Consider the following 19,512-nt stretch of genomic DNA (forward strand, 5'->3'; position numbering starts at 1 on the left):
GGCAGCCCCCGGGCTGCCGATACGCTCATGGCTCTTCATCTTGTTATTGTTGACGCGCTGAATCTGATTCGCCGTCTGCATGCGGTACAGGGCTCACCCTGTGTTGACGGCTGCGTGGCTGCGCTGCGCCAGGTTCTGGGCCACGCCCGTCCGACTCACGCTGTCGCAGTATTTGATGGCGAGGCACGTCATCAGGGCTGGCGACATCAGCTGCTGCCCGATTACAAAAGCGGTCGCCCGCCGATGCCAGACGATTTACAGGCAGAGATGCCGGCGTTGCAGGAGGCCTTTCGTTCGGCAGGTGTAAGCTGCTGGATAGCGGGCGAGGATGAGGCAGATGATTTAGCGGCGACGCTGGCGGTGAAAATGGCGCAGGCCGGACACCTGGCCACCATCGTGTCCACCGACAAAGGTTACTGTCAGCTGCTGGCCCCCGAAATCCGCATCCGCGACTACTTTCAGAAGCGCTGGCTCGATCTGCCTTTTATCGAAGCTGAATTTGGCGTGGCACCCCAGCTACTTCCCGACTACTGGGGATTGTGCGGCATCAGCAGCAGTAAAATTCCAGGCATCACCGGCATCGGCCCGAAAAGCGCGAAACAGCTGCTGGCAGAGTTTCATACGCTTGAAGGAATCTATCAGCAACTGGATAAGGTGCCCGCCAAATGGCAGGAAAAGCTCGCAGAAGGTCAGCAGATGGCTGAGATCAGCCGTCAGGTAGCCACGCTAAAGCGGGATCTGGTATTGCAGGGCAATCTGAATACGCTGCGTTATACCGGCTGAGTGCAGTTGCACTCAGCCCGGCGATTAACGTTCGTCGCGACGGCCACCAGTCGCTGCCCACATACGACGCACATGTACCGTTACCTCTTCGCGGTCATGATAAAGCTGGCGGGCACGAATCTGCACGTTGATGCCATTCTCATCAAAGCGCTCCTGCATCATGGCCAGATTCTGCGTCACCTCTTCATAACGCTTTTTCATCGGCAGCTTCAGGTTGAAGATGGCTTCACGGCACCAGCCGTTAACCAGCCAGTCGGTCATCAGGTTAGCCACACGCACCGGCTTTTCGACCATGTCACACACCAGCCAGCTGATGTTGGTGCGGGGTGGACGGAATTTAAACCCGTCGGCTTTCTCGTGCATCACCTGGCCGGTATCCATCAGACTCGGGGCCATCGGTCCGTTGTCGACCGCATAGACCATCATGCTGCGCTGGACCAGCTGATAGGTCCAGCCGCCCGGGCAGGCACCCAGATCCACGGCATACATGCCGCTGGCTAAACGCTCATCCCACTCATCCGCAGGAATGAAGACATGAAACGCCTCTTCCAGCTTGAGGGTCGAGCGGCTTGGTGCATCGGAGGGGAACTTAAGCCGTGGAATACCCATGTAAAACGGTGAGCTGTTTTCCCGGATGGAGTAGCCGACGTAACAGGTGCCTGGCGCGATGAAAAACACATGCACCACAGGGCGTTTCGGACTTTCATAGTTCAGCAGAATCTTGCTTTCACGCAGTGCTGAACGCAACGGCACGGTGAACTTACGGCAGAATTTGGTCAGCTCTTTGGCTTCGTTAGTGTCAGGCACTTCAACACGCAGTTCGCCGCCCTTCTCCACCACGCCGGTCAGCATGCCAACAATCGGGGTGATGCGATCTTCCTGCGGCAGGTCACGCAGCATTTCACCGACAACCAGCATCTGCCGGGCAAAGATCAGCTCGTCAAACGGTAACTCACGTGCCAGACGCTCAGCATCTTCAAACTGGTAGCACTCAAACAGCACGTAGCCGGAGTCATCTTTAACCCGCGGAAAGCCGTAGATTTCACGTTCAGCCGCTTTAGCGCTGATTTCTGCCGCACACTCTTTTTCAAAACCGGGACGACAATAGAGTAAAACTTTATTCATGGCGTTCTGCCTTTCGTTTAAGACGCAGCGCGCCAATCAACATCAATACCCAACCGGCGAGGAAACAGATCCCGCCTACCGGTGTGATAAAAACCCAAAACTTCAGATGTGACAGCGCCAGACAATAGAGGCTGCCACTGAACAGTACGGTGCCGAGCGCCATCAGCGCACTGCTCCAGTAAAACCAGATATTGGCGCGGCGTAACATCGCGGCACCCAGTCCCATCACCGCTAACGTGTGATAAGCCTGATATTCCAGCCCGGTATGAATCCAGGCCATCTCAGCCGCACCCAGCGACTGACTTAAAACGTGGGCACCAAATGCGCCAAAAGCCACCAGCAGAAATCCGCTGATAGCCGCAAAAACAAACATGGCACGACTGGACATTAACCTATCCTCAGGATGCTTTTGCATCGTAATGCAAATAAATCAAGATGTTATTGTTGATAGCGAAAGCGGAATTTTTCTTGTTCGGTTGCAGCTTTTTCCAGGATCCACTGTCGGAAGGCGGCTATTTTACCCAGTTCTGCCTGACTGTCATGACAAACCAGATAAAAAGCGTTTTTACTGACTAATACATCATTAAAGGGGCAGATTAATCGCCCGGCCTCTATTTCGCTCTGCGCCATGACGTTGTTGGCCAGCGCCACGCCCTGACCATGAATCGCCGCCTGCAACACCATGGCGCTGTGGCTGAAAATCGGTCCCTGCTGCACGTTGATATGCTGTAAACCCAGCTGGCGGATATACGATTGCCAGTCACGGCGGGAGGCGTCATGCAGCAGGGTAAAGCGCGAGAGATCCATCGGGGTTTTCAGCGGATTATCGCCGGTCATCAGTGATGGTGAACAGACCGGGAGCAGATATTCGGCATAGAGTTTTTCAACCCGCAGGCCGGGCCAGTTGCCGCGTCCGTAGAAAATTGCCACGTCGACATCGTCGGCCAGCTTCTCTTCATCGCGGTCAACGGCCTGGATACGCACGTCGATTCCCGGATAAGCCATATTAAAGCTGGAAAGGCGGGGAACCAGCCACTGAATAGCAAAGCTCGGCAGTAAACTGACGGTCAGCGCGCCCTTGGCACTGCGCGCCTGCAGTTTGCGGGTCGCTTCGTTAATTGCCGAGAAAATCTCTTTGATGTCGAGATAGTAGCTTTGCCCTTCTTCGGTCAGTAACAGCGAACGATTCCTCCGGCGAAACAGCTTTAACCCCAGAAAATCTTCCAGAGATTTAATCTGATGGCTTACGGCAGCCTGGGTGACAAACAGCTCTTCAGCGGCTTTGGTAAAGCTTAAATGGCGCGCAGCGGCATCAAAAACCCGCAGTGCGTTAAGAGGAGGAAGGCGTTTCGACATGGTTTTCCGTATCCGGATCGGCGAAAAATACGCAGGCTTATACAAAGCGTTTACGTATTAGAATTTTTAATCCGAGGCATTATAATTTGTCCGTTGAGGAACCTCCAGCAAATACCTATAGTTGCCGCACTTCCTGAGCCGGAACGAAAAGTTTTTAGATTTGTGAGTGAGTTCGCAGATTTTCTGAAAGCTTTTGGCTTGTGGTCGTGATGTTGTGTTTGCAATTTTTGATCCGACGATTGCGGATCGAACTCTTAATTCCTTTAGATTTACCCTGTCTGTCCATAGTGATTTTTAAATAGCACCGCAAATTGCGGTGCTTTTTTTTTGCTGCTTACTTTGACTCGACCATCTCTTTGACATCAGAGCGGTTGATCTGCTGCTCGTTGCCATTCGCATCTTTATAGCTGATCATGCCGGTATCGTTATCAACTTTTGGCTTGCCGGCAGCCACGATGGTGCGACCATCGTTGGTATGCATGACATAATTGCTTGAACAGGCACTCAGGGTAAAAGCCAGAGTACACACGGCCAGGACTGCGGTAAGTTTTTTCATCTGCTATCTCCTTGTAGATTGATTGCATCAAACCACCCGCGTTACGCTAACCAGAGGCAGCCGATAAGTGAGATCGACTATTAAACGTCCGATCGTTATGCGGGTTTGGTTCAAACCTTGCAATATTCAGCATAACGCGCTTTTCCAGCTTTGCCAGACGCAGACCATTCTTTCAGTGTGGTCCTAATTTTTCTTATCATGGACCCGGCATGACCGCATTTAATCCCACCGCATTCCGCCAGCAGTTTCCCGCGCTCGCCGACGCCGGCGTCTACCTCGACAGCGCCGCGACCACGCTGAAGCCGCAGGCCGTGATTGACAGCACGCAGCAGTTTTACAGCCTCAGCGCGGGTACGGTTCATCGCAGCCAGTTTGCTGCTGCCCAGGCCTTAACCCAGCGCTATGAGCAGGCGCGCAATCAGGTTGCCCGCTGGGTTAACGCCGCGGACGATCGAGAGATTGTCTGGACGCGTGGCACCACCGAAGCGATAAACCTGGTGGCGAACAGCTGGCTGCGTCCGCGCCTGCAGCCCGGTGATGAGATCGTGGTGAGTGAGGCTGAGCACCACGCCAACCTGGTTCCCTGGCTAATGGCTGCGCAGGCGTGCGGTGCCCGCGTCGTAAAATGGCCGTTAGGGCCAGATCGTCTGCCCGATATCAGCCTGTTACCCGCTCTGCTTAACAGCCGCACCCGCCTGCTGGCTGTAGGTCAGATGTCGAACGTCACCGGGGGATGCCCCGATCTCGCACAGGCGATTTCACTGGCACATGCCGTGGACGCGAAAGTGATGGTCGATGGCGCGCAGGGGGTGGTGCACTACCCGCCTGACGTACAGGCGCTGGATATCGACTTTTACGCTTTTTCCGGCCATAAAATTTACGGCCCGATGGGCATTGGCGCGTTATATGGCAAAGCGGAGCTGCTGGAGGCGATGGCGCCCTGGCAGGGCGGCGGTAAGATGATCACGAATGTCGACTTCAATGGTTTTATGCCGCAGCCGGTACCGTGGCGTTTTGAGGCTGGCACCCCGAATGTGGCTGGCGTGGTGGGATTGAGTGCGGCACTGAGCTGGCTGGCGCAGTACGATCTGTCCGAAGCCGAGCGCTGGAGTCAGCAGCTTGCCTCGCTGGCGGAAGAGCAGCTGGCAGAACTGCCCGGCTTTCGCAGCTTCCGCTGTGGCAATGCCAGCCTGCTGGCCTTTGAATTCTCAGGTCTGCATCACAGTGACCTGGTAACGCTGCTGGCCGAGCAGGGAATCGCACTGCGCGCCGGTCAGCATTGCGCTCAGCCCTTGCTGGCGGCGCTGGACGTCAGTGGCACGCTGCGCGCCTCTTTTGCACCCTATAATAATCTGCAGGATGTTGATGCGCTGGTGCGCGCCATGAAGAGCGCCATCGCGCTGTTATCGGAGTTTTGATTATGCGTTCATCGCGGTTAGCGCCACACCCGTTTGGCGAACAGATTACCGTTGCCAGTCTGAAAGAGAGCTTTGGCCGTTTTCACCAGTGGGAAGATCGTTATCGTCAGCTGATCCAGCTGAGCCGCCAGTTACCAGCCTTGCCGGAGGAACTGAAAATAGCGGAAATTGAACTGAGCGGGTGTGAAAACCGGGTCTGGCTGGGCAGCCAGCTGTGTGAGGATGGCTCACTGCACTTCTATGGTGACAGTGAAGGACGGATCGTGCGCGGCCTGCTGGCCGTGCTGCTGACCGCCGTTGAGGGCCAGACGCCGCAGCAATTACTGGCCACCGATCCCTTAACCCTGTTTGATGAGCTGGGGCTGCGTGCCCAGCTCAGCGCCTCACGCAGCAGCGGTCTGCAGGCGCTGGCTGCTGCGGTAGAGCATGCCGCGCGTCAGGCGCTGACCGCATCCTGACGGGCGGCACGTGCCAGAAACTTCTTCAGCGCATGCGAAACGGCCACAAAACCGAACGTCGCGGTCACCATGGTGGCCGCGCCAAAGCCGGATGTGCAATCCATTCTCTTCGGACCCTCTGCCGTGCTGCGTGAAGCACAAACGCTGCCGTCGGCCTGCGGATAGACCAGCGCTTCGGTAGAAAAAACGCAGTCGATGCCAAGTTTGCCCTTGCTGCTTTTCACCACGCCCAGGCTTTTCAGGCGTTCGCGCAGCTTCGCCGCTAGTGGATCCTGAATGGTTTTCGCCAGATCGGCAACCTGGATCTGGGTCGGATCAATCTGTCCGCCCGCGCCACCGGTGGTGATCAGCGGGATCTTATTCCGGCGACACCAGGCGATCAGCGCCGCTTTAGGGCGTACGCTGTCGATCGCGTCGATCACATAGTCGAAACCGGCGGCCATCAGTTCGGCGGTGTTCTCGGGCGTAATAAAGTCATCAATGCAGATCACGTCGCAGTCCGGATTGATCGCCCGTAGCCGCTCCGCCATCACCTCCGTTTTGGCTTTTCCGACGTTGCCCTGCAGCGCATGAAGCTGTCGATTGGTGTTGGTAATGCAGACATCATCCATATCTATCAGGGTGATTTTACCAATGCCGGTGCGCACCAACGCTTCCGCTGCCCAGGAACCCACGCCGCCAATACCAATGACGCAGAAGTGTGCGTCAGCAAAACGTTGCAGCGCATCCTGGCCATAGAGACGCGCCGTGCCGCCAAAGCGCTGATGCCAGGCGTCATTTAACACTTTCATAGTTGAACCTGTTACGTCGTGCGGGCCCGGAGGCCCGCAGAGAAGACATTAGTTAGAGCCGAGAAGTAGTGAACCATTATTACCGTTTTGCGGGCTGGAGAACAGCGGCTGTCCGGCACCCGGTGCGGCTTTGATTACCCAGACGCGTCCGTAGTGATTATAGAAGCCCGCCAGATGCGCGGCATCCGGGCCGATACCCTGATAGATATCAAAGTGTTGTCCCTTAATCGCGCCACCCACATCGAGCGCCACCATCAGGCGCATCTCATATTTGCCGTTGAATTTGCCCTTCTCATTCAACTGCGGCACTTCTGCCAGCAGCACCGTGCCCGCCGGAATAATTGAGCGGTCAGAAGCCACCGAGGCTTTCGCTACCAGCGGAACGGCGCTGGCACCGCGCACCGGCGTAAACGGCTCAGCCTTAAAGAAGACGAATGACGGGTTGGTTTCCAGCAGCGCACGCACTTCCTGCGGTGAGTGCTCCTGCGCCCACTGGCGAATCGCCTGCATCGACATATCTTCGCGCTTCACTTCACCACGGTCGATCAGCTCTTTACCAATACTGTGGTAGCCCCAGCCATTTTTACCGGCGTAACCAAAGAAGGTCATCGGGCGGCCATCGCCAAAGTCGACGTAACCACTGCCCTGCACATCCATCATGAAGTTATCAATCAGCGAGTTGCTGTAGGCAATGACGTAGCGGTCATCAAGTCCGCCACTATAGATAGAGGCGCGGCTCGGTAATTTCTCTCCGCGTTTGCGCGGCGGCATACGGTAGATTGGATACTGGAATTCGCCCTGACGGGTGTAACGCGCTTCCACGACCGGCGTGTAGTAACCGGTGAACTGCACATTACCGTAGTTATCCGTGCCCTCCATCTGCCAGGCATTCAGGCCATACTGGCGAAGCTGCCGGGTATCAGCACCCGCCATCAGCCAGCTTTCAATGGCGCTGTAAGTGCCGTTCTGACGACTATAAAGAGCGGATGAGGCGGACTGAATCTGGCGCACCTGATCGCCAAAGTCTTTGCCATTAACCGGCGCGCCTTTAGCATTGGGCTGATTCACCAGCGCCAGCGGCTGTTCCAGTTTGCCATCTTTATATTGCTGACCGCGATCGGTCGGTTTAGAGCTACAGGCCGCCAGCAGCGTGATTAACGCGCCAGTGAGTGCATACTTCACCCAATGTGATTTCATTCTCTTCTCTTTTTATAACTGTTCGCCCCGCGACGATAGCAAAGCCCCCGACAGAATGAAATGCATCCGCTTTGACGTAGCGCATATCAGTTCAATAATTAATCAGATGGCTGAATCCTTCAGCAACTGGCTGTTAATTTGGCTTTTATCTTTAAAAAGGGGTTGCATGAATTAGCGCGGAGAGTATAGTGCGCTTCCACGGACGCGGGGTGGAGCAGCCTGGTAGCTCGTCGGGCTCATAACCCGAAGGTCGTCGGTTCAAATCCGGCCCCCGCAACCAATACTTCTGCAGCAGTTTTACAGAAGTCACAGTGTGAGAAGTAATAGAAGCAACACGGACGCGGGGTGGAGCAGCCTGGTAGCTCGTCGGGCTCATAACCCGAAGGTCGTCGGTTCAAATCCGGCCCCCGCAACCAATACTTCTGCAGTCGTTTTACAGAAGTCACAATGTGAAATAAGTATGATACGGACGCGGGGTGGAGCAGCCTGGTAGCTCGTCGGGCTCATAACCCGAAGGTCGTCGGTTCAAATCCGGCCCCCGCAACCAATCATTTAAACACCTGAAAGGGTGTTTTTTTGTTTCTGCCGTTCGTAAATTCCTCTTAAGCCTCTTTCCCGCAGATAAATGCGCGGATAGCCGTGACTACCCGCACACCTTTACCGATGGGCCAGTGCCGCCCCACTCTCTACATACGCTTTGATACCGTTCAGAATCGCCTCTGCCACCTGATGCTGATAGCGGGTGGTTCGCAGCTTCCGCTCCTCTTCCACATTACTGATGAACGCGGTTTCTACCAGGATTGACGGGATATCCGGGGCTTTCAGCACCGCAAAGCCAGCCTGATCCACGGTGCGTTTGTGCAGATGGTTGATGCGCCCCATACGATGCAGCACCTCTTTACCAAACTTCAGGCTGTCATGAATCGTCTGACGCTGCACCATGTCGAACATGGTGTGATCAAGATAGCGGTCGCCGCTTTTGCTGACGCCGCCAATCAGGTCTGATTCATTCTGGGTCTGCGCCAGGAAACGGGCGGCGGCTGAAGTGGCACCGCTGGTGGATAAGGCAAACACCGAAGAGCCGCGTGCTGCCCGACTGGTAAAGGCATCCGCATGGATAGACACAAAGAGATCGGCACGCTGTTTACGGGCTTTAGCGACCCGGACGCGCAGCGGAATAAAGACATCTTCATTGCGCGTCATATAGGCTTTCATGTGGGGCTCTTTATCGATCAGCGCTTTGAGCCGCCGTCCGATCTTCAGCACAATATCTTTCTCACGGGTCTTATATTTGCCGTGCGCGCCAGGGTCTTCTCCACCGTGACCGGGATCGATCATGATGATAATCGGACGATCGCGTCCCGCTTTGCCGGGTAACGGCGCCTGCACCCCTTCATCCTTGTCCAGATCGCCCTGATTATAATCTTTCAGCAGAGCCAGCAGCGGATCGTCTTCCACATGGTTCTGGGTCGGATAGAGATCGACCACCAGCCGGTGATTGATCCCGGCGACCGGTGCCAGATTAAAGATCTTCGGTGCGACGTTGCGCTTCAGCTCCAGAACAACGCGCACCGTGTTGCTGTCGAACTGGCCGACCCGGGCATTTTTGATAAAAGGATCGTCGACCCGTACCTGCTTATCCACCCCTTTCAGGGCCGAATTAAGATGCAGGTCCTGAATATCTATGACGAGACGTTCGGGATTGCTCAGCGCAAACTGCTTGTATTTCAGCGCGACACTGGACTCCAGCGTCATACGCGAATAGGTGGATGAGGGCCAGATACGCACCGCCACAATGTGGTTTTTTGCCGCCAGGCCTGTGCGGCTGACGCTCAACAGCAGTAAGGCGCCTGTCCCCTGTAAAAAACGTCTGCGTGAAAAATGGGAATTACCGTCTGACATGCCGCTCCAGCTGCTGTGTTATGTCTAAAAAATCGCCAGTTAATCAAATGGCGGCGAAAACTTTATCCAATCCGCAGGATGATGTCATCCCGGAAACCCTAAATAATGCAGGCTGTTAGCGGCTTTGACACCCATAAAAACGTAAATTTTCGTCAGGATTAAGACTTGCAAAATCGTGCGTGAAAGCATAAAAATACAGAAAATACGAATAAACATTCACTGAGGGTTGGCCGTGAAGGAACGTAGTACTGAACTGGTTCAGGGTTTTCGCCATACCGTTCCCTATATCAATGCCCACCGGGGTAAAACCTTTGTCATCATGCTGGGTGGCGAAGCGATTGAGCATGAGAACTTCTCTGGCATCGTTAACGACATCGGCCTGCTGCACAGCCTGGGCATCCGCCTGGTGGTGGTTTATGGCGCACGGCCACAGATAGACGCCAGCCTGGCTCAGCAGCAGCTGGAACCGGTTTATCATAAATTTACCCGGGTGACCGACGCGCAATCGCTGGAGTTAGTGAAGCAGGCTGCCGGTCGGTTGCAGTTAGATATCACTGCCCGCCTCTCAATGAGTCTTAACAATACCCCACTGCAGGGCGCGCATATCAATGTGGTCAGCGGCAACTTCATTATTTCGCAGCCGCTGGGCGTGGATGATGGCGTGGATTACTGCCACAGCGGGCGTATCCGTCGTATCGATGAAGAGGCGATTCATCGCCAGCTGGATAACGATGCCATCGTGCTGATGGGACCGGTGGCGGTCTCTGTGACCGGCGAGAGCTTTAATCTGACTTCAGAAGAAGTGGCTACCCAACTGGCGATTAAGCTCAAAGCCGAAAAAATGATCGGCTTCTGCTCCGAGCAGGGTGTGCTGAACAGCGACGGTGAAATCATTTCCGAGCTGTTCCCGAACGATGCGCAGGCCCGCATCGACGAGATTGAAAAAGAAGGTGATTATCTTTCTGGCACGGTCCGCTTCCTGCGCGGTGCGGTGAAAGCCTGCCGCAGTGGCGTGCGCCGCAGCCATCTCATCAGCTACCAGGAAGATGGCGCACTGTTGCAGGAGCTCTTCTCACGCGACGGTATCGGTACGCAGATTGTGATGGAGTCGGCCGAGCAGATTCGTCGTGCCAATATCAACGACATCGGCGGTATCCTCGAACTGATCCGTCCGCTGGAGCAGCAGGGTATTCTGGTGCGTCGCTCACGCGAGCAGCTGGAGATGGAGATCGATAAGTTCACGATTATTCAGCGTGACAATCTGACCATCGCCTGTGCCGCCCTCTATCCGTTTATGGATGAGAAGATTGGCGAGATGGCCTGTGTGGCGGTTCATCCTGACTATCGCAGCTCCTCACGCGGAGAAATGCTGCTGCAGCGCGTGGCATTACAGGCGAAGCAGATGGGACTGCAAAAGCTGTTTGTGTTAACCACGCGCAGCATCCACTGGTTCCAGGAGCGCGGCTTTACGCCGGTTGATATCGAGTCACTGCCCGAGAGTAAAAAAGAGATGTACAACTATCAGCGCCGTTCCAAGGTGCTGATGGCCGACCTCACCTGATTCAATCATGAAGGGACAGGCCACCTGGCGTGGACTGTCCCCCTTCTTCTCAGCCGGTTTCACCCAGTCGTTCCACCAGACCGCTGCGTCGCTGCGTCTGCAGCTGCACGGCGCGCTGAAATACGCCCGGTTCGCTGTAAATGGTCAGTTGCTTACGTGCGCGGGTAATCGCGGTATAGACCAGTTCTCGGGTCAGCACCGGCAGAAACTGCGTCGGCATCACCAGCGCAGTGTGGTCGAACTCCGACCCCTGCGATTTATGCACCGTCATCACCCAGGCCGTTTCATGTGAAGGTAACCGGCTCGGCTGGATCGCCTTGATTGACCCATCCGGCAGCGGGAAAAAGACCTTCAGGTTACCCTCTTCATCCCGCAGCGTAATGCCGATATCACCGTTAAACAGGCCGAGCGCACTGTCATTTCGGGTGATCATCACCGGACGCCCGGCATACCAGCGACTGCCGATACCAGGACGCCGGATGCGCTGCAGCTGCATCAGTCGCTGCTCAATACGCTGGTTCAGGCCCTGCACGCCAAATGGCCCGTCACGTAACGCACACAGCAGCTGATAACGGCCAAAGGCGGCAATCACCTCAGCAGGATCCGCCTGCTGTCGGATAAGCTGCAGGAAGGGCTGATAGCCCTGTGCGACCTCATCCAGCATCACCTGATACGCTTCCGCGCTGTTCAGCGTCTGGTAACTGACATCGTCATGGGCCGCAGCAAATACCGCCCTGACCTGCTCTGCATCACCAAGGTTGATCGCTTTTGCGAGCTGGCCGATGCCGGATGAAGCGTCAAAACGATAACTTTTCTGCAGCAGGCAGATGCTGTCGCGCACGACCGGTGCCTGTCCATCGTCACTGCCCTGCAACGTACAGCCGGTCAGCAGGGCGAGCTGTTCGGCCCGCGCCAGGCTGTAGCCGCTTTCCGTGCAGCGGCAGATATCGCCCAGCACCGCACCAGCTTCAACGGAGGCGAGCTGATCGCGGTCGCCCAGAAACACCACGCGGGCATGGGCAGGCAGCGCGGCGATCAGTTTTGCCATCATCGAGAGATCGACCATCGACGCTTCATCCACTACCAGCACATCAAGATGCAGTGGGTTACCGGCATGGTAGCGCAATCTCTGGGTATCGGGCTGTGCGCCCAGCAGGCGATGCAGCGTGGTGGCTTCGCCGGGAAAACGCCGCCGCTCTTCGTCGCTGACCGCCAGATCCTGCAGCGCCCTGCCCAGCGACTCGGTCAGTCGCGCAGCGGCTTTGCCTGTCGGTGCTGCCAGCTGAATCCGCAGCGCGCCGGGATTCAGCCGAATCAGGGCGGCGAGGAGTTTCGCCACGGTGGTGGTTTTACCGGTGCCCGGCCCGCCGGAAATTACCGCTGTCTTGCGGGTCAGCGCCACGGCCGCAGCAATTTTCTGCCAGTTCTCCGGCTGGTCACCAAACAGACTGTTCAGCACGTCACCCGCGGCACGCATATCAAACGCGGTTTTCACGTCCTGAGCAGCAAAAAAATCGGCGACCCGGCCTTCACTGTGCCATAGCCGATGCAGATACAAACGTTGGTTGCTCAGCACCAGCGGCGTCACCCGACTGCCATTACTGACCGCCGACCAGTCTGCCAGGAGTGATGGCCAGTCATCCGGCTTACCCGCTGCCTGCCAGATGGCCTGGGCCAGCGCAGGCTGACGCCCGGCAAACAGACTGTCTTCACAGAGGTTGTTCAGCGGCAGACAGACGTGACCTTCTCCCGCCTCTGCGCTGACGCAGGCGGCCGCCAGCAGCAGCGCAGGTTGTGATTCTGTCGCCACCAGACGGGCAAACTGAATATCCAGCGGCCGCAGGAGACGCTTCTCAACCGCCTGCAGCAGCAGACTCAGCATGTCACTCATAGCATCTCCCCGGTTTCACCAAACAGCGCATTAATCTCTTCCACAAAAGCTTCGGAAGGTCGGGTGGCAAAAATGCCGTTGTCCGCCGAGCTGCCATCCATCCCGCGTAAAAACAGATAAAACACCCCACCAAAATGGTGCTGATAGTCATAGTCCGGCAGGCGATGCTGCAGATAGCGATGCAGCGCCAGCGTATAGAGCTGATACTGCAGATCGTAGCGGTGGCCAATCATCGCCTGCGCCATCGCCTCGGGCGTATAAGCGGCGTGACTCTCTCCCAGCCAGTTCGATTTATAATCGAGCAGATAATATTTTCCCTGCCAGCGGAAGACCAGATCGATAAAGCCCTTCAGCATGCCGCGCACCTGGCGGAAATCCAGCGGAGCGGCCTGCTGAGAGAGTGTATCGTGACGACGCAGCAGACCGTCAAGATCCGCCGCCGTCAGCAGATTGTTGATCGGCAGATAAAACTCCATCTCGATGAGCCGTTCGCTGCTTTTGATTGCCGACAGCGTCAGCCCCTCGACGTTGAGCGGGGTATGTAACACCCGATCAATCCACTGTTCAATGACCGGTAACCAGCTCAGCGGGTAACCATTGTGCTGCAGCTGATCTTCCAGCCAGATGCGATCCGGCGGTTCGGTAAAGTCGATCGACTCAAACAGACCGTGCAGGAAGGTGCCGGGTGCCGCTCCGCGAGGAAAGTGATGCGGCGTCAGTGCCGCTTCTTCACCATTTTCTTCTTCGCCCGCTGCGTCGATATCGAAGTTAGGGAGCGCATCCAGCAGTGGCGAACTGTGATGCTGTTGAAGACCGGAGTAACTGGTTACCCGCCAGACATCCGCCAGGGCGCGGGTCACGTCGCGGCTGCTTAGCGCCTCATCACCCTGCTCAGCGTCCCGCCACATTTCGCCCGGCAGCAGATCTTCTTCAACCAGTGCAATCCCTTCACCGGTTAATGCATTGAGTCGCTGGCTGAGCTGCTGCGCATCGGCCGCCTGCCCCTGCTGCACCAGGTAGCCCAGTGCGCTCTTGTGGAGATCGCTTTCGCCCTCTTTTTTACGGGTGCCTTTGATCAGCGGTGCAATGCCAACGCTGCAGTGATAAACGGAACGGGTCAGCGCCACGTAGAGCAGACGCAGATCCTCTGCCAGACGCTCCTCTTCGGCCAGCGCCAGGCTCTGCGCATCACCCTGCACATCGAGCAGCGCCGTGAAGTTGTCGCGATCGTGATAGAGCGCGCTGGCCGCCTCGCGGAACCCTGCAGCAAACGGCAGCCAGACCAGCGGATACTGCAGCCCTTTTGATTTATGGATGGTGATGATCTGCACCAGATGGCGGTCGCTTTCCAGACGCAGCTGCTGGCTGGAGGCCTGGCTGTTTGGCCGGGCAATCTGCTGCGCCAGGAAGCGTACCAGCGCGTGCGGACTCTCCAGCTGCACCGAGGCCTCCTGCAGCAGTTCACCCAGATGCATCAGGTCAGTCAGGCGACGTTCACCGTTCTCCGAGGCCAGCATATTCTCCGCCAGTTGCCGCTTGATCATCACATCACGCAGCATCGGTAACACGCCGCGCTGATGCCACAGCTGCTGCCAGACGGCAAACTGCTCCACCAGCGCATCCCACTCGCGCTCATTCTGTGTCAGCGCGTCCAGCGTCGCCGCATCGATGGCAAAAATAGAGGTCGCCAGCGCGCTACGCAGCAGCCGTTCCTGTTCCGGTGCCTGTATCGCCTGCAGCAACCAGAGTAATTCGCGCGCTTCCGGCGTGGTGTAGACGCTGTCCCGGCTGGAGAGATAGACCGACGGAATCGACAGTGCATTCAGCGCGTCGCGAATTAAGCCGGCCTCATTGCGACTGCGCACCAGCACAGTGATATCGGAAGCCCGCACTGGCTGCAGCGCCTCACCTTTACCCAGCCAGGCTCGTCCCTGCTGTCCTGCCACCAGCCAGCGGCTGATATCGGCGGCACACTGCTGCGCCATAAACTGCTGGTAGTCACTGTTGCCGACCCCCTCGCCAGGCTGCAGCCAGAAACGTAATGCCGGTTGCTGCTGCTCATCAAAAATCAGCTTCAGTGACTCGTTGGGCGCAGCAGGTTTCACCGGCAGAAAGGGAATCGCCGAAAACAGGAAAGGTGAATCGAGCTGAGAAAAAAGGCGGTTGACGCTCTCTACCATCTCAGGTGAAGAACGCCAGTTAGTATCCAGTGTGTAGTGAGCACTGACTTCGCTTCTGGCCTGCAGATAGGTAAAAATATCCGCGCCGCGAAACGCGTAGATTGCCTGCTTGGGATCGCCAATCAGAAACAGCGCCTGCTCCGGCTGATTAATATAGAGCGTGCGGAAGATGCGATACTGCTGTGGATCGGTATCCTGGAATTCATCAATCAGGGCCACCGGGAAACGCGCCCGGATGGTTTCTGCCAGCAACACGCCGCCGGGCTGCTGCAACGCCTCATCCAGTTTACTGAGCAGATCGTCAAAACCTAACAGCGCGCGTAACCGCTTTTCACGCTGTACCGTGGTACGCACATCAGTCAACGCCTGCGCGATAATCACATCGCGCAGCGACAAGGGTTCTGCCAGAAACTGATCGATCGCCTCAAACAGCGAGTGTCGCGGAGCATCACCTTTTTTGGTTTTCTCATCCAGCACCTGCTGACCAAAGCGTTCCAGCTCTTTCGGCAGCTGATAATCCAGCGTCTCACTGCTGGCCCACTGCGTGACTTTTGCGACCCAGTTGGGCAGATGTTTACTGCTGTAGCTGCGCTTATCCACACCCGAGGCACTGATCATGCCTTCAACATCGGCGCTAAGCGCCTGCCACTGCTGCTTGATGGCCTCAATGCGCGCCAGGTTACGGGCGTGACGTGATGCCAGCGTCTCATCGGCTGCGGGCGGACGTTTCAGGCTGGGTGATTCTCCCTGAAGCCAGGGGCGCAGCGTGGTCAGCAGGCTGTCGGGCCCGCTCCATTCTGCGGCAATGATCCGCGCGACATCCAGACTCAGTGGATAGCACTGACGACGCCAGAAGTCGGCGGTCGACTGTTTCAGCAGCGCCTGCTCATCTTCAATTAACTCCTGCTCAAACAGCATGCCCGATTCAAAGGCGTTGAGATTGAGCATCCGCTGACAGAAGCCGTGAATGGTGAAGATGGCGGCTTCATCCATCTGCCGTTCAGCAGCCAGCAGCTGCGCGGCGGCCTGACTCAAATCGGGCATCTGCTCCAGCAGTAACTGGTGCATCGGGTTGCTGCTTTTGCCGCGGATACAGGCCAGACGCAGCTGATGAATATTCTCGCGGATGCGCCCGCGCAGCTCCGCAGTGGCGGCCTCGGTGAAGGTCACCACTAAAATTTCTTCTACCGAAAGCGGGCGGCTGTAAGCGTTTTCTCCGCCCAGCCCCAGCAGCAGGCGCAGATAGAGCAGACCAATGGTAAAGGTTTTTCCGGTGCCCGCTGACGCCTCAATCAGCCGCTCGCCTCTGAGCGGCAGCGTTAAAGGATTCAGCGAGATGGGCGGTAACTGCGTCATTGGGTCTCACTCTTTACCGGCAGCGACTGCTGCAGTTGCGCCACTTCATTCCAGGTTTTCCAGCCAGGCTGGCGGGCAAATTCAGTTTTGCCAGTGCCGGTGCCGGCAATCTGCGAGGTCATTACCATGCCCTTGTGTTCAATCACGGCCTGCCGGAAAAAGTCTGCCAGGCTGGCCGGGGTTAACTGCTGAACCTGCTCGATCACTTTTTGCCGGGTATTAAAGTGATCATTCTGCCGATCAAAGTCGCGGCTAAAACGATCCGCTTCCTCAAAAAGCGTCTGAGGACGCTGCTGCAAATCGTTGATCATCGCCTGCTGGTACTGGGCAAAATCTGCCTTACTCATGCTGCGTAATCGTTTTTCTGCCTGTGGATAGAAGGCCTTATAACGCTGCAACAGCCAGTCCGGTTGTTTGCTGTTACTTTGCAGCAGGAAGCCGACACCCCACTGTCGGCCCACCGGCATCTGGAAGGCAAACACCGCATAGCCGAGCTGCTCTTTAGTACGCAGCTGATTGTAGAACCACGGCTGAACGATCTGGCTCAGCATCGAGCTGTGCGCCATGCTCTGATATTCACCATATCCCAGTGGAACATAAAGAGCGGCAAGAGCGGAGTCGGTGCTGCTACCCTGCTGTTGCAGGTTGGCTTTCAGCGGTTTTTTAATCGTCACATACTGGCTGTGCCAGTCGCGGGTCGCATTACTCTGCATCTGCTGTTTAAGCTCATGCCCCAGCTGCGTCACGCTGTCAGCACTGAGATTACCCACCACCAGCATCTCTGGCGTCGCATCGCGGAACAGCGTATCGCGATAGGTCGTCACATCCTTAAGTGAGATTGTGCTGACCAGCTTGCGGCGGGTCTCGCGCTGGGTATAAGGCAGCTGCGACAGCAGTTGCATCGGCTGAATCGCCTGCTCAAACGCTTTGCCTTTTTCCGCCGCGTCCAGCCGCTCCAGATACCAGGATTTGGCCTGCTCCAGCTGCTGTTCTGTCGGCTGGAAGGTGGCATAACCCTCTACCAGTTTCTTCAATAGCGTCGGCAGACGTTGCGTGAAACCGTTGGCGCTGAACACCAGCCCCTGATCTTCACCGGTTGAAAAGCTGATGCCGCCCACCGAGGCCTGCGAGTTAAGCTCGTCCAGTGCCAGGCTGGAGAGGTAGTCATTCAGGCCAAACAGCACCTGCTGACGGGCGTCGCTGATGGCATTTTTATTGCGTAACGCCAGGGTTATCGCCGCTTTAGGCTCGCTGGCGTAATAACGACTGGGCATCCAGTAAATGCGCATACCATCATGGTTATCCAGCTTCACCGGGTGCTGATACGTTTTTCCGTCCGACGGCAACAGGGTGAAGTCGTCCGGGATATAGGGGTTCAGCACGGGCATCGCCAGCGTGATCTGGCTGGCGCGTTGCTGCCAGTCGGCAAAGGTTTGTGGCGTGATCTTCTCAACCTGATAAGGCGCATCCACAAAATAGGCGGTTTTGTTATGCGGCTCCTGCGGGCTGATATACCAGATGCGCGAATGCTGCGGGGTCATCTCGTCCAGCCGGGCTTTGATCGCAGCGGCATCGTACTGATCCGCCAGATAAGGTGCATCCAGCGTGTGTTCAACCGGCACGCGGAGCATGGTATCAACCAGCCATTCGATGTAATCCATATCGCGGGTGATAGAGGGATAGCGGAAGTCGAGCGCCAGCACGTGTGAAACTTCATCGAAATAGCGCTTATCATCGGCCTGCTGACGCAGCAGATTGATGTAGCTGAATATGGCCGCTACCACTTCGTCACGCTGTGCCAGGCCTTTATCAGTGAGTGACGCGGTAATCGCAAATACGCCACTGTTACGCTCGGTCATCGGGTCAGCGCCCGCATTGACCCCGTCGGCCAGCCCCTGCTTTTGCAGCCAGTCAGTCAGCGTGTTTTTGCTGCGGTTACTGATTAAATAGCTAATCAGCGTGTCGGTCTTACTGCGGAAGCTGTCGCTGTTATTGGCAATGCGAAATTCAATTTTGAGCTGCTTGCGCGGCTGGGCCGGAACGTAATGAATGATGACGCCCTGCTGTGCATCCGTCACCACCGGCACCGTAATCTCCGGCACGCTGGCGTCATGATTTTGCACCCGGCCAAAGGTTTTAGCCGCAATAGATGCCATCTCTGGCAGCGGTTTGTTGCTGTAGATCACCGCCTTCATCAGGTTGGCGGAGTAATGCTTGTGATAAAAATCCAGCAGCGCCTGATGCAATTTGCTGCCGGGCTTATCTTTCAGTGTTTCAAGATTGCCGCCCGAGAAACGTGACGCCGGATGCGCCGGGTTCAGGGTTTCAGCACCCACCTGGGCCATGCGCAGGCCATCGCGCGAGCGCGCCATGGTCAGCTCGGCGTTCACGGCGTGGCGTTCTCGATCGGCGTTAACCGGATCCAGCAGCGGCTCAGCCACCGCATCCGCCAGGCGATCAACCGCCGGTTCCAGCGAATCGTTTTCCACTTCCAGGTAAAAAGCGGTGCGGTAAGAAGCGGTGCTGGCGTTATGGCTGCCGCCATGCTTTTTCAGAAATTCGGCCAGGTTGTCCGGCTGCGGGTAGCGCTTTGAGCCCATCAGCACCATATGCTCGAGGTAGTGTGCCAGTCCCGCCTGCTGATCGGGATCGTCCAGCGATCCTATCGGTAGCGTCAGCGCCGCCAGCGATTTCGGTGCCACAGGATCGGAAACCAGTAACACCGTCATCCCGTTGTCGAGCCGGATCGCCTGATAGTGGCGCGGATCCTGTTCACTTTTGCGAATAGTGTCGTTAACTGGCTGCCAGCCTGATGATGTCTGCGCCTGTGCTGTGCAAGCCACCAGGCTTAACAATAGCGCCGCTATCCAGCGTGCATGTACCCGCATGTAAACCCCTCTCGTTTCCCGATAAACCGCCAATCTCTGACACGGCGGCC

General features: G+C 56.6%; 14 protein-coding genes and 3 tRNA genes. 7 read left to right on the forward strand and 10 right to left on the reverse strand.

What is annotated here, in order from left to right; translation table 11 throughout:
- The first annotated feature begins 27 nt into the window (after positions 1 to 27).
- Positions 28 to 783, forward strand: a complete 756-nt coding sequence (xni, locus tag FA92_RS14170) for a flap endonuclease Xni (RefSeq protein ID WP_033783980.1) — start codon at positions 28 to 30, stop codon at positions 781 to 783.
- A 24-nt stretch (positions 784 to 807) separates the two neighbouring features.
- Here the strand turns inward: xni and rlmM are convergent, their stop codons facing one another.
- The 4 genes from rlmM to FA92_RS14190 all read right to left on the reverse strand — a co-directional run bounded on the left by rlmM (position 808) and on the right by FA92_RS14190 (position 3,820).
- Positions 808 to 1,908: a 23S rRNA (cytidine(2498)-2'-O)-methyltransferase RlmM gene (rlmM, locus tag FA92_RS14175; protein ID WP_033783981.1), complete on the reverse strand. Its 1,101-nt coding sequence runs from the start codon at positions 1,906 to 1,908 to the stop codon at positions 808 to 810.
- A complete protein-coding gene (locus FA92_RS14180; protein ID WP_013358901.1) occupies positions 1,901 to 2,296 on the reverse strand; it encodes a DUF423 domain-containing protein in 396 nt (131 codons plus the stop codon). The genes rlmM and FA92_RS14180 overlap by 8 nt, the downstream gene beginning before the upstream one ends.
- Before the next feature lie 50 nt (positions 2,297 to 2,346).
- Positions 2,347 to 3,264 carry a transcriptional regulator GcvA gene (locus FA92_RS14185; protein ID WP_003854641.1) on the reverse strand — a complete coding sequence of 306 codons (918 nt, stop codon included), beginning with the start codon at positions 3,262 to 3,264 and terminating at the stop codon, positions 2,347 to 2,349.
- 334 nt (positions 3,265 to 3,598) lie between these two features.
- Positions 3,599 to 3,820, reverse strand: coding sequence for a YgdI/YgdR family lipoprotein (locus FA92_RS14190; RefSeq protein WP_003854643.1), 222 nt, complete (start codon positions 3,818 to 3,820; stop codon positions 3,599 to 3,601).
- Between the two features lie 209 nt (positions 3,821 to 4,029).
- Between FA92_RS14190 and csdA the strand changes: the two genes are divergently transcribed.
- The gene (csdA, locus tag FA92_RS14195) at positions 4,030 to 5,238 is read left to right on the forward strand and encodes a cysteine desulfurase CsdA (protein WP_033783982.1); all 1,209 of its coding nucleotides are present in this window, start codon (positions 4,030 to 4,032) and stop codon (positions 5,236 to 5,238) included.
- A gap of 2 nt (positions 5,239 to 5,240) precedes the next feature.
- Positions 5,241 to 5,696, forward strand: coding sequence for a cysteine desulfurase sulfur acceptor subunit CsdE (gene csdE, locus FA92_RS14200; RefSeq protein ID WP_033783983.1), 456 nt, complete (start codon positions 5,241 to 5,243; stop codon positions 5,694 to 5,696).
- On the opposite strand, the gene tcdA is transcribed toward csdE, so the two are convergent.
- Positions 5,675 to 6,487 carry a tRNA cyclic N6-threonylcarbamoyladenosine(37) synthase TcdA gene (tcdA, locus tag FA92_RS14205; protein ID WP_013358904.1) on the reverse strand — a complete coding sequence of 271 codons (813 nt, stop codon included), beginning with the start codon at positions 6,485 to 6,487 and terminating at the stop codon, positions 5,675 to 5,677. The two genes, csdE and tcdA, sit on opposite strands and share 22 nt — an antisense overlap.
- A gap of 48 nt (positions 6,488 to 6,535) precedes the next feature.
- Positions 6,536 to 7,684, reverse strand: coding sequence for a murein transglycosylase A (mltA, locus tag FA92_RS14210; protein ID WP_013358905.1), 1,149 nt, complete (start codon positions 7,682 to 7,684; stop codon positions 6,536 to 6,538).
- A 203-nt stretch (positions 7,685 to 7,887) separates the two neighbouring features.
- On the opposite strand from mltA, the gene FA92_RS14215 reads away from it, so the two are divergent.
- From FA92_RS14215 to FA92_RS14225, 3 genes are all read left to right on the forward strand, one after another.
- A tRNA-Met gene (locus FA92_RS14215) sits at positions 7,888 to 7,964 on the forward strand.
- 59 nt (positions 7,965 to 8,023) lie between these two features.
- Positions 8,024 to 8,100, forward strand: a tRNA-Met gene (locus FA92_RS14220).
- A 54-nt stretch (positions 8,101 to 8,154) separates the two neighbouring features.
- Positions 8,155 to 8,231, forward strand: a tRNA-Met gene (locus tag FA92_RS14225).
- A 110-nt stretch (positions 8,232 to 8,341) separates the two neighbouring features.
- Here FA92_RS14225 and amiC read toward each other — a convergent pair.
- Complete coding sequence (gene amiC, locus FA92_RS14230) at positions 8,342 to 9,586, reverse strand: N-acetylmuramoyl-L-alanine amidase AmiC (protein WP_033783984.1); 1,245 nt, start codon at positions 9,584 to 9,586, stop codon at positions 8,342 to 8,344.
- A gap of 232 nt (positions 9,587 to 9,818) precedes the next feature.
- Between amiC and argA the strand changes: the two genes are divergently transcribed.
- The gene (gene argA, locus FA92_RS14235; protein ID WP_013358908.1) at positions 9,819 to 11,147 is read left to right on the forward strand and encodes an amino-acid N-acetyltransferase; all 1,329 of its coding nucleotides are present in this window, start codon (positions 9,819 to 9,821) and stop codon (positions 11,145 to 11,147) included.
- A 49-nt stretch (positions 11,148 to 11,196) separates the two neighbouring features.
- Here the strand turns inward: argA and recD are convergent, their stop codons facing one another.
- From recD to ptrA, 3 genes are read right to left on the reverse strand one after another with little or no spacing between them, the layout of a single operon-like run.
- The gene (recD, locus tag FA92_RS14240; protein ID WP_033783985.1) at positions 11,197 to 13,038 is read right to left on the reverse strand and encodes an exodeoxyribonuclease V subunit alpha; all 1,842 of its coding nucleotides are present in this window, start codon (positions 13,036 to 13,038) and stop codon (positions 11,197 to 11,199) included.
- Positions 13,035 to 16,574: an exodeoxyribonuclease V subunit beta gene (gene recB / locus FA92_RS14245; RefSeq protein ID WP_033783986.1), complete on the reverse strand. Its 3,540-nt coding sequence runs from the start codon at positions 16,572 to 16,574 to the stop codon at positions 13,035 to 13,037. Before recB ends, recD begins: the two co-directional genes overlap by 4 nt.
- Complete coding sequence (gene ptrA, locus FA92_RS14250) at positions 16,571 to 19,462, reverse strand: pitrilysin (RefSeq protein WP_033783987.1); 2,892 nt, start codon at positions 19,460 to 19,462, stop codon at positions 16,571 to 16,573. The genes recB and ptrA overlap by 4 nt, the downstream gene beginning before the upstream one ends.
- Positions 19,463 to 19,512 lie beyond the last annotated feature (50 nt).

This window comes from Pantoea sp. 9140 (assembly GCF_000745295.1).
GTDB classification, from domain to species: domain Bacteria; phylum Pseudomonadota; class Gammaproteobacteria; order Enterobacterales; family Enterobacteriaceae; genus Pantoea; species Pantoea vagans.

Bases quoted from the DNA above. Each gene is read 5' to 3' on its own strand.
- csdE (WP_033783983.1), top strand. From the start codon at position 5,241: ATGCGTTCATCGCGGTTAGCGCCACACCCGTTTGGCGAACAGATTACC.
- amiC (WP_033783984.1), bottom strand. From the start codon at position 9,586: ATGTCAGACGGTAATTCCCATTTTTCACGCAGACGTTTTTTACAGGGG.
- mltA (WP_013358905.1), bottom strand. From the start codon at position 7,684: ATGAAATCACATTGGGTGAAGTATGCACTCACTGGCGCGTTAATCACG.
- FA92_RS14185 (WP_003854641.1), bottom strand. From the start codon at position 3,264: ATGTCGAAACGCCTTCCTCCTCTTAACGCACTGCGGGTTTTTGATGCC.
- tcdA (WP_013358904.1), bottom strand. From the start codon at position 6,487: ATGAAAGTGTTAAATGACGCCTGGCATCAGCGCTTTGGCGGCACGGCG.
- FA92_RS14190 (WP_003854643.1), bottom strand. From the start codon at position 3,820: ATGAAAAAACTTACCGCAGTCCTGGCCGTGTGTACTCTGGCTTTTACC.
- recD (WP_033783985.1), bottom strand. From the start codon at position 13,038: ATGAGTGACATGCTGAGTCTGCTGCTGCAGGCGGTTGAGAAGCGTCTC.
- csdA (WP_033783982.1), top strand. From the start codon at position 4,030: ATGACCGCATTTAATCCCACCGCATTCCGCCAGCAGTTTCCCGCGCTC.
- recB (WP_033783986.1), bottom strand. From the start codon at position 16,574: ATGACGCAGTTACCGCCCATCTCGCTGAATCCTTTAACGCTGCCGCTC.
- ptrA (WP_033783987.1), bottom strand. From the start codon at position 19,462: ATGCGGGTACATGCACGCTGGATAGCGGCGCTATTGTTAAGCCTGGTG.
- rlmM (WP_033783981.1), bottom strand. From the start codon at position 1,908: ATGAATAAAGTTTTACTCTATTGTCGTCCCGGTTTTGAAAAAGAGTGT.
- xni (WP_033783980.1), top strand. From the start codon at position 28: ATGGCTCTTCATCTTGTTATTGTTGACGCGCTGAATCTGATTCGCCGT.
- FA92_RS14180 (WP_013358901.1), bottom strand. From the start codon at position 2,296: ATGTCCAGTCGTGCCATGTTTGTTTTTGCGGCTATCAGCGGATTTCTG.